Below are 14,383 nucleotides of genomic sequence, written 5' to 3' on the forward strand. Positions count from 1 at the left end.
GATTATGGACGCAACTGGAGCTTACCCTTTTTTATGTTTCTGTTCAAAGCTTTTTTGCTTTTCAATTGATTTACGTTTTTTCTCTTCAACAACTTCAATATATTTTTTATACTGCGCTGCTGAAAATATTTCCTTCAATTGATTTGTATGCCATATCTCAATCTCTCTAATAAGTGCTGCCCGTTCAGAAGAAGTAATCTGTCTTGGAATATTCAACCGTTTTTCAAGAAACGTCCTTTCTATTGAATTCAATTGTTTTGCCTGATTAATATTCAAATTCAGAACTTTTTGCAAGCTGTCCGTTTCTCGTTTTGCAAACGCTATAGAATTCTCTTGATTTAACTCTTTTGGAGCCTGAGCGGAAACTTGATTTAGTACACCAATAAAGCTGAAAAACGAGAAAAGTACTTTAATGAATTTCATGTTATGATTTTTATTGTATTGAATATCCTGTGCCCGGTTCCAAATAAATATATCGATACATTTCATACCAAGTGCTTTGCTCATACATAAGAACTGAATAATTAAGAACAGTTTCATATCCATAAGCTGTAATAGTATATGGATTCGAACTTGAATACCAACCATAGTAATAGTCATAATAGTCTGTAGCATCCATAATATTTATATCTAGCCCATTTACCGATACTGGTTGTGTACAAGCTGCATCGCTGTAAAATCGTATTATAATATCTGCATACTCTTGATTATACCCATAACTCCAATTTTCTGTTGTAAGCCTAGCGTAAATCACAGCGGGTGTACATTGTCCATTTGAGTTTGCATATGTTTGTCCATTGGCAATAATTTCATTTAGTGCAAGTTGATCAGCTGCTGCCTGACTGACGGTTGAACTGTATTTACCAGGAGGAACCGTGTATGTTACAGAAGAACCGTTGTATCCAGAACCACAATCATCCCTTGTAAAACTTGCACTTTGCTCAGAATTGTAATAAGTATTAGAGGGGCAGAAATCAGAAGGGCCAGCATCTTTCCACCTTATTTGGCTATAGGTGCTGCTGTTGGGGTTCATATCCTTTTCCAGCACAAAAATGTGTGCAGGCAACTGCCCATTGATTGTTTGGCAATAATAATTGTTTGTAGTATCCTGCCATTGCCAGTCCGGTGCTGTTGTATAAATACAATTAGGGTTTTGATTAGCGTACTCCTGTGCATTCGCTTCTGCTTCATCCAAAGCTTGTTCATTTGCATCGGCCTGGCTAATTGTTGAAGAGTATCTTCCAGCCGGGACAGTATACGTAACAGGTCCGCCAATCCATCCTGGTGAACAATTTTCCGTAGTATCGGTCAATGATACTGCTTGATTAACCCAAACCTGAATACAACTACTTGTGTTATCCGCATTAGCTTGCCCAAACGCAGCAAGTTCGTCTTCAGCTTTTCTATCAGCATCTTGTTGACTGATCAATGAACTATACTTATTGGCCGGAACGATGTATTGGACCAAACCGCCGACATAACCTGAACCACAATTGCTTTTCCTGAAATCCTCTGTAATTAATTGATTATAGTAAGTAACAGGGCAGCCGTTCATTTTAGCATTTGAAACTGTATTATATTCATACGCTTTTACAATGTTTCGCTTTTCGTCACGGATAAACTGCAACCTTCCTAAATTATCATACTCATAAAAAGTAAGACGATTATTAGCATCACAAGTTGTGGTCTGACCTACCAGAGGGTCATAAGTTGTTGTCTGCATTCTTGCATCCTTCGGATAAAGGCGCAATTCATCAATATAAATACTTCCTGACGTAGATGAAATTGTTATCGTGTTAGTCCCTGAGGCGATGTCATACTCATAATAAGAAAACCCATTAATTGTTGGCCCATTCTTCAGGAGCGTTGCCCCACCTACAATTCCCACATTTCCAGAGGCCCAGAATGACAACAAATATGTTCTATTTAAACCAAGGCCAGTTGCTGTGATGTAATTCTGTGCTTGAACTAATTGAAAAACTTTAGCACCAGTAATTATTGGAAGCGTACTTGTATTAGCTGACCCGCCTGTAGTCCAACCGCCATAGTTATTTGCATTTTCAAAGCTTGTGTAAAGTACTTTATCCGTAATATCTGCGTTGATGATCTCTGCTACAACAAATTTATCATCGTAGTCGTACATCTTTCTGATTTTCCTGTTTGCATCATCCTTTTGTAATACCAAATTACCAGATGCATCATATGAATAAGTTTGCTTTACTGTTAAAGACGGCGGGCTTGGCCAGAGATCAACAGGTTTTGTTAAATCACGAGAAAGCGTTTGATATAGTTTAATATTTCCATTTCCAACCTGTGTAAAAACACTTGAACTTTCTTCTATTAACTTTAAAGCCCCACCATTCTTTGTGCTGTATTTTACTGTGTTAATAGGAAGATTTAAGACATTGTTGTTTTTCAGAATACCAAAAACGCCAGCTGTTTGCTCCCCATTATAGGTAATGATAGTTTCTGACTGGTCATTATTGCTATTCTTTGTTACTATCCTTGCCACCTCATTTGTCCAGAAATCATAAGTATAATCTGTTTTATTTGCAACAAATACCGATTCATCGTTTGGTTTATAACTCCGTTCAATCGTACTTATAAGGTCTGCCCTTCCTACACGAATATTGTACATATCCACCAGCATTTCAGAATTGGATGTTGCTGCATAGTTTACATTGGAATTAGCCCAGTCAGTGTGCCGCTGCGAAGAAGCCTTCTTCACAAAACATTTCACACATTCCATTTTACTTACTCCATGATCACGTCCCAAATCATATGTTACAAACTCATACTGATGTTCAATTTCTTTTACTTTACTGTTTGCCGCATCTTTATATATTATTTTACTAGGAAGTCCATAAGCCCATGGCGCAAATCGCTGTTTGGACGATAAAGCAGTATTTGTTGGTGCCCACAAGGAATAATAGGAGTCGTCTGTAAACTCATGTATAGTTTTTCCATTACCCCCTTCCCCTTCGACGACCTCGACTCGCTTAAACTGAGTTGGCATCGGGCTGACTGAACCTATATCCGAATTATAAAAAACATCCGTAGTATAAGTTTTGTCCTGATCTCCAATACAGGTTAATGCTACATCCAATAACCCGACCAAAATATCAAGGGCAACGGCTACTATCACACCTGGCGTTGGGGCGGTAATTAATGTAATAACATCAATTACTGTTAAAACGGCAGAAACTACACTCAAAACCTGCGAACCAACGTTCAAAATATTCATCCATGTTCCCAAATTAATAGCCTGATCTAAGGAGGGAATTCCTGGATATTTAAATCTCCACTCACAACATCCAAATATTCCACACTGTGTCAGATCATATCGATAATATCTTGATTCAGGTTTATAATAACTGGAGGTCTGCAATGAATGTAATGGTTTTTCCAACCCCCACAATGAGGATTGATTACCAACGCCATCAAGGACATATTTATAGTTTGTCACAAGAGGGTTGTCACAGCCGTTCGCATAACCGCCGTCGGTTGAACTCACTGAAGAGACATGGACTCCCCCAACTGATTGCTCTGTTGCATTTAATACTCCCTTGTTTTGAGAATAATTATATTTGACTGCACCTCCGCTGGGTAATATTATCTGCTTTAGTAACCCATTTTTTGCATACCCATCATTTGGATTAATATAGATATCGCTATTCCCTTCTTGTAAAAAGCAAAGACCTTTAGCTTGATTGGAATTTAGTAATGCTGCATCCAGCGGAGTATTGCCAGATATTGTGATGAGGCCAAAAAGGAATGTGGTATTATAAGCTCGGCTCTTATATCCGTTATGAAATCCCCAGTTATCCTTCATACTGGAAAAATAAGGCGGGACAAAATCGTCGGGTGCTGCAGAACCCAAATAATAATCAAATTTATATGACTGAGCCTCTTCTTTTAAATCAACACCATATTTCTGAACACCTAATAAGCACAAGCGGGATACTTTTCTCTGTTCAGCAGTCTGCGGAGTGCCATAGCGTCTAAGGATAAAGTAACTCGTATTAAAATGATACTTTGAAACGTATCTGTTATTATACTTTACATCAACAGCATTCAAAACTTTTAGTCCGTTATAATCAAGACGATCACTTCCGTAAACAAAATCAACGGTATGCCCATCCGGCGTTGTTATTGAAGAGATTTCTGGAAGATAGTTATGCGTTTTTTTCCGGTTTATCACAGCATAATCTTTTCGTCCTTTCATAAAACTTACCTCATCACCTGCCTGATTATTAATAACTCTCGTCTGATAAGTTAAGTTAATTACTCTGTTGGTAAATGGATCACGAATCTCAGTAAGATACCAACTACCAACCACCCAAGGCTTATATGCATATTGGTCAGGAAACCCAGTTTGATAAAAAACCTTATTATTTTTAAACTTGGGCTGTGATTTTATATGTGTAAAACTTTGGTCACAATACTTTGTGGTTAAAACTCTACTCACACCCAAAGTTGAAAACTTATACAATAAGCCATCAACATCCTGAATTGTAAAAGATTGTATAGTGGTTCGTATGCTTCCTTGGGAGAAGCTCAAATTTGCGTTGTGTTCAAATGTGATTTTTATCCGTTCATCATTTAATGCAACACCGTGATCATCACCAATTGTATCGATAACAAAAACTCCCGATTTACCATTAAACTGAAAATAAAAATAGTCCAGTTGTTTATCCTCAGCCACAACATTTCGTTGCGAATAAACCTGATTCTGACTTCTGTATAATGGATATCTTTTTAAATTTTCCGGGCATCCTAATCCTGCGGCGTTTTGGGCATACAAATAACCAGCCGGATACTTCTTTATATCTTCAGGGGTACCGTTGCCATTATAAGGATATTGGTCGTCAGGTTCGCCAACCTGCATCCTGGATATGACACCACCCGAAACTAAATTCCATCCTTGACCAACGTTTGATGCGATATCATTAACCCTTAATCCATTGCCAGAATTATAATTCATTCCCACGGAAAGGAAAAGGTTGCTCTTATGGTCTTTCCATTCAAACATAGGAAGCGAAAAAGTTGCGCTACCATTTTGTAATTGCACCTGTCCTGATACTTGATGAATGCTGAATAACAAAACAAAAAATAACAAATACCTTTTACCCATTTTTTTTGATTTATCGAGTAGCAAAATTTTTAATTATTAAACCAGATTAGAAATTGTATCCGACTCTGAATTTGAAAGGTTGAGTTCGTGGAAGTTGATCATAGCTAAGAAAATCCCACAGTAGTTGAATTTTTGTGGCTTTGAAGAAACTGGATTTTACTGGTACAATACTTGTCACTCCCAACAATCCGCTTTTGCCCCATACCATATTCTTTTTAACGAAATCGCTTGCTGAAAAAACACCTTGATAATTATATTCAAATCCGCCACTAATAAAAATGTGGCCTTTGATTTTCCAGTCGATATAAGTACGAAGCCCTATACCATTGTGTGATAAACGAATATGCTCTATATCAGTTCCAAGTCCTGCTCGGTATGACAGGCCTAATCCTGCTATACTCTGATCATTTATTTTATATCCCATTGAACCCCCAATCTCAAGCACATTGGGAAAATAATTTGTTCTTTGCAATGTTTGCATATTGAAACCATATTCAATTCTGTCTTTTATGTTCTTTCCTTTTTGACTATTCACTTTCACTTGGAAAGTTTTCAGTTCGCCTTTTGCTTTCTTGAGAAGGGTTACAATTCCACCGGTATTCATACTTTGATTGACTTTTAAGGCTTGGTTCTTTACCAATCCTTCATAATTCATTACCTGCCCGGTTTGATTTTTAATAGTCTCGCTAATTTGCATTCTTGTTTGCAATCCTACGGTTTGAGTTGTTGTCTGATAATTATCGCCTGATGGAAACGCCTGAGCCAAAAAGGAATGTTTTGCCATGAATGTTTGAAAAGCCTGTATCTTATTAAGATGTTTTAACGTGCTGCTTAATACCTTTTCAGGTTCATTCAACTGTTCTTTAAGTTCTTTTACTTGTTGACTATAATACTGAACCTGTTTTGCATAAGAATTAAAAGCTTTCAGCGTAGCTAGACTGGTTTTGCCACGACTTAGAAATACTTGCCGCAATTGCGCTGTCCGTTGTTTAATGAATTGTTCCACCTGATCGGCTGAGTTAAATTTGCTCTCGATAATTTTTATTTTCTTGAGCACATCACCGGCCTGCTGTTGAACATTTTTTGACACAACGCCATTTAGCATTTCATTCTGACTTGCAAGAAATGCCATTACCTGATGTGTAGAATCAACAAATGGTAAATAAGCACCCCGCATTAGTGAGTTTCCTGTAGCATTATTGGTACTGCTAAATTTCTCTATCAGCAAATTGTATTTTGCGAATAAATCTTCCGGAAACAACTCTTGTAAAAAATTGGAATCTGATGAATTTAATTTGTTCTTTAATTTTTGCTCAGTTTTCAATAGCAATTCCAAGCGTTTTCTTGCTCGATTTGTAATTTTCTTTTCGATAGTTTCAACTTTATAAGAGGTACTTTTGATTACTTTTTTGTGAATAGTCTCAAATGTTCCTGAACTGTCTTGACCAAAGGACTGATTCGCAAAAAATAAAAATCCAATAAAAAGCAACAGCAAGTTTGTATGATAGATCATTACAATCTTAATCGTAACCAGTTTTGTCATATTCTTTGTTTTACTCAACATAATGTCAAGCCTAATAGAGATTAAAGGGATAATTTTTGAGGCGAAAGGCCTACTCAGCACACAAATACATTAACTATCGCAGTTGAAAAGGCTATCTGAATAATTTGGAGTGCAGAACTTGAAGATGGTGCTTGAGGAAGCAAACAGATTAAGGATGGTACTTCTCATTTGTAAGATGGTCATAGTTAATTTTGGCCAATCAATATTATTTACTAAAATTCATTTTTCCAAGTAGCTTTAAGTAATTCGAATCAGTTTAAAATAGGATTTAAATCCACATTTACCCACTTATACTCACATTGACACACACAAGAAGAGAAAAATCACAGATATTAAGAATCTTACTTTTCAGGTATTTTTAGTTTTTAAGCATAAACACTTATTCAAATCAATGATCGTTTAAAATTAAACTATTGTTGGTATCATTATACCAAACCATAAGGATACATAATAAATTAGATAAGCATAGCTTTTATCTCAATTGATAGTTATTTTTTATTTTATGTAACTGCTCGTGGAAACAAAAGCCACACTTTTCAAATATTGTCGAGAGTGTTTTAACTCTTATTCCAGTTTTTGTTGTCTTATTTACCTCATGTTGATTATAGGGCTTTGCAGGTTTAACCCTGCAGCTCTATAAAAGCTGTAAGAAAAGCAGTATATTTCTTAGGCTATACCACTTAAACTATTACTGTAATGGAAAATAAAACACCCATATCACCTCTTAGCATTGAAAATGCAGACCGCATTGCATTTCTCATTACAGGTTACATCCGAAGTACATTAACAGATAAAGAAAAAGACGAACTGGATGATTGGATTACGTTAAACGATCACAATGTTGAACTGTTTGCCAGGCTTACAAATCCCTCTCAGCTGGATGAAGCGTTAAAATCTTACAACTCCTTTAATAGCAAAAAAGCAATCAGTATTATCAAAGCTCAGCTGGTAGAACAACAATCAACGCATCAGAGTAAAGTACGAAAAATGAAATGGCTGCCTTATGCAGTTGCAGCATCACTGCTGCTTTTAGTTGGTATATATGTTTTTACAAGAAATAATACTCCTGTGAAAGTCCACTCATTTACAAGTCTTGCAGAAATTAAACCGGGTTCAGGCAAAGCAATGCTCACGCTTGCAACCGGCGAAACAATACTGCTCGATTCAGTAAATGAAAAATCGCTGCAGGCTGGTAAGCTTGGTTTCAGCTATGACAACGGCCGCCTTGTATACTCCCCTTATACTCTGGAAGGGGAACAAGGCGAATTACAGTATCACACACTTTCTGTTCCGAGGGGGGCACACTATCAGCTAAAACTGCCCGATGGTTCAACTTTTTGGCTGAATGCAGAGAGCAGTATTCGTTTTCCTTCTGTGTTTCATAAAACTAAACGTCAAATCGAAATTACCGGAGAAGTTTTCGTAGATGTTATAAAAAATGAACAACAGCCTTTCTATGTAACGTTTTCCGCAAATAATAATGGAAGGCAGGAAAAAGCAGAGATCAAAGTACTGGGTACAAGTTTCAACATCAATGCGTATAAAGAAGAGAACAACACATCCATTGCTTTAACTGAGGGTAAAATTCAAGTAACATCCGTTACAGGAAACATCACATACATGCATAAAGGTCAGCTTGCAATGTTTACGAACGGGAAAATAAATATTAGTCCATTAGTAAATGAAGAAGAAATGCTGGCATGGAAAAACGGCTGGTTCGAGTTTAAAAACGCATCCATTGAAGCTATTATGAAACAGGTATCCAGGTGGTACAACATAGATGTTGAATATAAAGGCAAGATAAATTACCACTTTAATGCTTCAATTGAAAGGAATGTAACAGCAGCACAACTTCTTTACCTCCTGGAACAAACAGGGCACGTTCATTTTACATTACAGGATAACAAAATAATTGTAAAACCTTAAACTCATTGCCTATGGTATAACAAAGCTAAAAACCGCCTCGTTAGCGGACGAAGCGGTTAAACGGCTAATTAACAAAACAACCTGTGCAGATCGTTTCCCGAATGGGATATTATTAACTAAACCAATTCAAAAGTATGGAATTAAAAATTGCTGGCGGCATCTGTAAAGATGCTGCCTTCAGTTGCCCTTCTGCTATTTCGGGCACTTTACAAACAACCACCCGCAAACGACATTGTTTAACCTGCAAACGCTTAAGGATGATAAAATTCATCTTCTTTTTAACCGTAATTTTTTCATTTCAGGCATCAGCCAAGAGTCAATTACTCACGCTTTCTTTTACTAACGTAAGCCTTGAAACTGTTTTTACTGAAATCAGGAGCCAATCGGGCTATCGGTTTATTTATACAAAGGAAGAATTGCAACAAAGTAAACCGGTATCGATAAATATAAAGTCCGCTTCATTAGAGAGTGTTCTTAGAGTTTGTTTTTACGAGCAGCCTTTTACGTATAAACTATCAGGCCGTTATATCATCGTTACAAAAAGAACAGATAGTAATAAGCCCATGAATAGTTCCGGAGTTAGCGGCAAGGTAACCAACCAAAAAGGTGAACCTCTGATTGGTGCCACAATAACAATGAAAAATAAAAACAATGCATTTTCAACAAACAGCAAAGGAGAATTTACAATACCCGTTCTGGAACAGGAAACGGTTTTAATTATTTCGAATGTGGGCTATGAAACAGTTGAATACAAATGGAAAGGAGAAGCTTATATTGAGATTGCGTTGTCTCAAAAAATAAATCAGCTGAGTGAAGTAACGATTAATCTTAGTACCGGCTTCCAGCTGATTCCGAAAGAAAGAGCAACCGGTTCCTTTTCCTTTATCGATAATAAAACATTTAACCAGCAGGTTTCATCCGATATTATGAGTCGTCTGGAAGCTGTTACCAATAGCTTTTATGTAGATCGTTCAAGTAGTTCGCCTGGTTTTCGAATCAGGGGATTGAGTTCAATCCGTGGTCCGAAATCACCATTAATCATTGTTGACAATTTTCCGTTTGAAGGTAATATCGACAACCTGAATCCAAACGATATTGAAAACATCAGCATCATGAAAGATGCAGCAGCTGCTTCAATATGGGGTACTAAAGCCGGTAATGGTGTTATCGTTATTACAACAAAGAAATCAAAGTTTAACCAACCTATAACTACAGAGTTAAACATAAACTCAACGATCACATTAAAGCCCGATCTATGGTACCTGCCACAGGCTTCTGCTTCAGATTATATCGATGCAGAACTGTTCCTTTTCAGCAATGGGTTTCGTTTTGCAGATACCAATAATATCAACAAACCTCCGTTTTCACCGGTATATGAACTGCTGTTTAAAAAAAGAAATGGAAAAATAACAGCAACAGAAGCAGATGCAGCCATCAATCAACTTCATTCGCAGGATGTTCGTAACGATTTCAACAAATACCTTTATAAAACAGGCTTAAGCCAGCAATATGCTATAACTACAAAAGGCGGGTCAGGCAATCATGCATGGTTATTGTCTGCAGGTTTCGATAATAATTCAGATAATCTTTCAGCCGGGTACAAAAGAGGATCGGTAAGATTGCAAAATACATTTCGCATTGGAAACCGGCTATTATTAGCTACAGGTGCAACTTTAATTGAATCTTATTCAAACTCCGGCAATCTTTCTTACCGTGCTGTTACCGGTAACATTGGTTTATATCCTTACGCCAGGCTTGCCGATGAAAACGGCATTGCTATGCCCTACGAAAAACTTTATCGTCTCTCCTATCTTGATACTGTTGGAGCTGGCAGACTTTTAAACTGGCATTATTATCCTTTAACAAACAACAGGTTTGAAACATTCACGCAAAAAACGAGGAATACCTTACTCAATGTTGCTCTTGATTATAAGTTGGCAAAATCGCTGTCTGTTAACTTACTCTATCAGTTAGAACGGGAAGAGGCTGAGGGTATCAGCAACTATTCCGCTAACAGTTACTTTGCCCGTGACTTAGTAAACACATTCTCGCAAATTAATTACGCATCCGGCACTGTTATAAATAAAATACCTCCGGGAGGAATCTATGATGTTGCAAACGAATCTTTGGTCGGTTCAAACTTTAGATCAGGAGTCAACTACGCAAAGCAGTGGCAAAAATCTGAACTTATATTTATTGCAGGAAGTGAAATAAGACAGCGACTGTTAAACACTGGTAAATTCAGAACTTATGGATATATAGAAGATCCCTTATCGAGCGGCACAGTCGATAACATCAACTTATATCCTAGTTTGGTTAATGGCACCAATATGCAGATTCCTTCACTAGGCAGCCCCTATTCAAAAAGCAATCTGCGCTTTGTATCATTCTTTGGGAATGCATCATATACCCTCAATAAAAAATATACAGTTTCAACGAGTGCAAGAAGAGACGCATCAAACCAGTTTGGAGTTAGTACAAATAATAAATGGACACCACTCTGGTCAGTTGGTGGTAAATACGATATTTCCAAAGAAAAATTTTTCCGGTTAAAACCCATTCAATCCTTGCAGTTAAGACTGAGTTATGGTTACAGTGGTAACGTTAATCCAAATAAACTGGCAGTAACAACTACTTCCGCAAGTTCAATGTCGCCTTATACTCAACTACCAACCTATGCATTCTTGTCTTTTGCCGATCCGGAACTACGATGGGAAAAAGTAGGCACTATTAATGGAGGGATAGATATGACATTAAAAGGGAACAGAGTTAAAGCTTCACTCGATTATTACATTAAGAAATCAATCGATCTGTTTGGAGTGATCCCGATTGATTACACTTCGGGCATTGGTATCACTGTAGAAAAGAATGTAGCGTCTATGGCTACTAAGGGCTTTGATCTTGAGTTAAATAGTTTGGTAATCGACAAATCCATTAAGTGGATACTGGATGTAAACTTCAGCATGAATAAAGACCGGGTTGATCGTTATTACATCTCTTCCCAAAGAGGTAGTCTGTTCGTTGGTAAACAAAATAATATAACCGGCATTGAAGGAAAACCTGTTTACGCCATGTTTTCTTATAAATGGGCTGGCCTTGACCCTGCTACAGGTGATCCGCAAGGGTATTTCGCTGGTAACATTTCCAAAGACTATTCTCGGTTAACTGGCGCATCAACACAGATTACCGATTTGAATTACCACGGATACGTATTACCAACAATTTTCGGTTCATTGGGGAATACAATCACGTGGAAAGAACTTTCTGTAACGGCAAGGTTGATGTACAAATTCGGTCACTACTTCAGGCGTCCTGGTATAGAATATACATCACTTACAGTTTCTCAATTCCAGCATAAAGAAATTGCGGAAAGGTGGCAAAGTCCGGGTGATGAAAAATTCACGAATATTCCATCGATGCCATACCCGAATAGTTCAAATCGGGATGCATTCTATCTTAATTCGCAAATAATGGTTGAGAGGGCCGACCATATCCGTTTACAATACATATCGGTGAACTATTCACTAAACAAAAGCTGGATGAAAAAATTGGCCATTAAACGAATGGACTTTTATTCAAACATGAATAACATCGGCATTATTTGGTCATCAACTAAATCCGGTATTGATCCTGAATATTTGTTAACCATACCGCCGTCTTTGACTATTTCATTTGGAATCAGAACTAATTTCTAATTGTAAATCACATTGTATGCATAAAATCAAAACTTACATTATATATACTGCTTGGTGCATTTTATTGACAGTATTTGCAGGTTGCAAAAAATATCTAGAACAAAAGCCGGTGAGTGGCGTAGATACTCCTGATACATTACCTGAATTACAGGGTTTGTTAGACAGATATAGTCGGTTAAACATAAACGATCCCGGGTCAGATGAAATAAGTTCCGACGACTACTACTTAACAACTTCCGATTGGCAATCACAAAACGAACAGCATAGGCGAATGTACATTTGGGAAAAAGACAATTTATTTCCTATTCCTTCACTGGAATGGTCATCAGCCTACAGTTCACTTTACTATGCTAATACTGTTTTAGAAGCAATAGATAAAATTGAACCTTTGCCTGCTACTAAAGCGGATTGGAATAATATCAAAGGCCAGGCGTATTTTTTGCGTGCCCGCCTTTTCTTTCGTATTGCAAATATCTGGTCGCTTGCATACGATAAATCTACAGCTTCATCAGATTTAGGAATTCCGCTTCGTCTTACAACAGACTTTAATGCTCCCTCGCAAAGGAACTCGGCACAGGAAACACATACGCTTATAATAGATGATCTTAAAAATGCTTTGGGGTTACTTGATATTGTACCCAAAGCAGTAACTCGTCCCTCAAAACCAGCAGCTGCCGGTCTGTTGGCAAGAGTGTATCTATCGATGAGAGAGTACGACAGTTGCTATAAATATGCCGATATTGCTATAACCTATAAAAACACACTGCTTAACTATAACAATTCACCTGAAATAAAACCAACAGCATCATTCCCATTCCAGCCGTTTAATGCAGAAGTTATTTTTTATTCGCTGGTAAACACGCCTTCAATTCTTCTGAATGCTAGAGCAAAAGTTGACTCAAATCTCTATCGTTCATTCGATTCAAACGATCTCCGAAAAACTCTTTTCTTCAGAAGCAATAATAATGGCACTTATGGTTTTAAAGGAGGTTATGATGGAAATATTGGCTTGTTTACAGGAATCTGTACTGACGAACTCTATCTTATGCGTGCAGAATTGCATGCAAGAGCTGAAAGATTAAATGAAGCAGCTATTGATTTAAACAAACTTCTTGTTACAAGATGGAAGCAAGGGACGTATCAACCTTATTTTTTTAATTCAAAACAGGACGCACTGAATATAATATTGACTGAAAGAAGAAAACAATTGCAAATGCGTTGTCTACGATGGTTAGACATTAAAAGGTTAAACAAAGAAGGATATAACATTAGTCTACGCAGAATAATCAACGCACAGGAATATGTTCTTGATCCAAATTCTTTGAGGTTTGCACTGCCAATACCCGAAGATATTATAAAAATGACGGGCATGCCGCAGAATCCGAGATAACAAGAGAGGGCACGATTGCCCTCTCCTATTCTTGTTACAAGGTCTTTCTGCTTCTTGCTTCAGGTAGCAGTTCACTAGGTTCTTCTGCAAACTGTGCAAGGTAGGCTTCCAGATCATCTTCAGCATCACCTGGTGTCATGTTGTTTGGAACATCGATGGCGCAAGGCACATTTCCGGTGCTGCCACAACCACTTTCAGATCCTGTTTGACTGTAGAAAAGTGGATTTGTAATTTCCTCATCGGTTGTGCCGGTGTAATACCACACGGTTGTAGTTAACACTTTTTTACTTGCTTTTGAATTGTTTTGTGCAAGTACAAAACCAACAGCTGCAGTAACTATCACTGCTGCAAGAAGAACGATCTTTTTCATAACTGGAAATTTTGGTGAAATAATTTACTTACTCTTTTACAGGTTTTCAGAATACCCCTGCTGCTTCACCATGGCCTTGGTTTGGCAGTGGATTTATTGCAATAAAAAGTTTAACCCGTCAGTATGCTGATGAGGATTTGTTCTTATGATTGTTTCTGAATAAAAACTGGTCTGCTGATTTTGAAACAAATCTTGTGGTAGAATTTTCAGGTTCTGTAGAATGCCTGAACAATAAGTCGGATGATAAAAATGTATTTCTCATAAATAGCTTTATGAGTCTAAGTTCAGCATGAAAAGCGCTTCA

General features: G+C 37.4%; 7 protein-coding genes. 3 read left to right on the forward strand and 4 right to left on the reverse strand.

Features of this window, described 5'->3' with window-relative positions:
- Positions 1 to 21: 21 nt before the first annotated feature.
- The 3 genes from ESA94_RS13705 to ESA94_RS13715 are packed head-to-tail and all read right to left on the reverse strand — an operon-like array spanning position 22 to position 6,677.
- On the reverse strand, positions 22 to 423 hold the full coding sequence (locus ESA94_RS13705; protein ID WP_129131496.1) for a hypothetical protein: 402 nt from the start codon (positions 421 to 423) through the stop codon (positions 22 to 24).
- A gap of 10 nt (positions 424 to 433) precedes the next feature.
- Complete coding sequence (locus ESA94_RS13710) at positions 434 to 5,158, reverse strand: DUF5977 domain-containing protein (RefSeq protein ID WP_129131497.1); 4,725 nt, start codon at positions 5,156 to 5,158, stop codon at positions 434 to 436.
- Positions 5,159 to 5,180: 22 nt separating this feature from the next.
- Positions 5,181 to 6,677 (reverse strand): hypothetical protein, encoded by a 1,497-nt coding sequence (locus tag ESA94_RS13715; RefSeq protein ID WP_129131498.1) that lies wholly within the window; start codon positions 6,675 to 6,677, stop codon positions 5,181 to 5,183.
- 717 nt (positions 6,678 to 7,394) lie between these two features.
- Here ESA94_RS13715 and ESA94_RS13720 point away from each other — a divergent pair.
- The 3 genes from ESA94_RS13720 (at position 7,395) to ESA94_RS13730 (ending at position 13,709) form a co-directional block, all read left to right on the forward strand.
- On the forward strand, positions 7,395 to 8,624 hold the full coding sequence (locus tag ESA94_RS13720; protein WP_129131499.1) for a FecR family protein: 1,230 nt from the start codon (positions 7,395 to 7,397) through the stop codon (positions 8,622 to 8,624).
- 134 nt (positions 8,625 to 8,758) lie between these two features.
- Positions 8,759 to 12,319 (forward strand): SusC/RagA family TonB-linked outer membrane protein, encoded by a 3,561-nt coding sequence (locus ESA94_RS13725; protein WP_129131500.1) that lies wholly within the window; start codon positions 8,759 to 8,761, stop codon positions 12,317 to 12,319.
- Positions 12,320 to 12,335: 16 nt separating this feature from the next.
- Positions 12,336 to 13,709: a RagB/SusD family nutrient uptake outer membrane protein gene (locus ESA94_RS13730; protein ID WP_129131501.1), complete on the forward strand. Its 1,374-nt coding sequence runs from the start codon at positions 12,336 to 12,338 to the stop codon at positions 13,707 to 13,709.
- A gap of 34 nt (positions 13,710 to 13,743) precedes the next feature.
- On the opposite strand, the gene ESA94_RS13735 is transcribed toward ESA94_RS13730, so the two are convergent.
- Complete coding sequence (locus ESA94_RS13735) at positions 13,744 to 14,079, reverse strand: hypothetical protein (RefSeq protein WP_129131502.1); 336 nt, start codon at positions 14,077 to 14,079, stop codon at positions 13,744 to 13,746.
- Positions 14,080 to 14,383 lie beyond the last annotated feature (304 nt).

The organism is Lacibacter luteus (assembly GCF_004118265.1).
GTDB lineage: Bacteria > Bacteroidota > Bacteroidia > Chitinophagales > Chitinophagaceae > Lacibacter > Lacibacter luteus.

What these genes read in the sequence shown, in the direction of transcription:
- ESA94_RS13730 (WP_129131501.1), top strand. Translation starts at nt 12,336, where the DNA reads ATGCATAAAATCAAAACTTACATTATATATACTGCTTGGTGCATTTTA.
- ESA94_RS13725 (WP_129131500.1), top strand. Translation starts at nt 8,759, where the DNA reads ATGGAATTAAAAATTGCTGGCGGCATCTGTAAAGATGCTGCCTTCAGT.
- ESA94_RS13715 (WP_129131498.1), bottom strand. Translation starts at nt 6,677, where the DNA reads ATGACAAAACTGGTTACGATTAAGATTGTAATGATCTATCATACAAAC.
- ESA94_RS13735 (WP_129131502.1), bottom strand. Translation starts at nt 14,079, where the DNA reads ATGAAAAAGATCGTTCTTCTTGCAGCAGTGATAGTTACTGCAGCTGTT.
- ESA94_RS13705 (WP_129131496.1), bottom strand. Translation starts at nt 423, where the DNA reads ATGAAATTCATTAAAGTACTTTTCTCGTTTTTCAGCTTTATTGGTGTA.
- ESA94_RS13720 (WP_129131499.1), top strand. Translation starts at nt 7,395, where the DNA reads ATGGAAAATAAAACACCCATATCACCTCTTAGCATTGAAAATGCAGAC.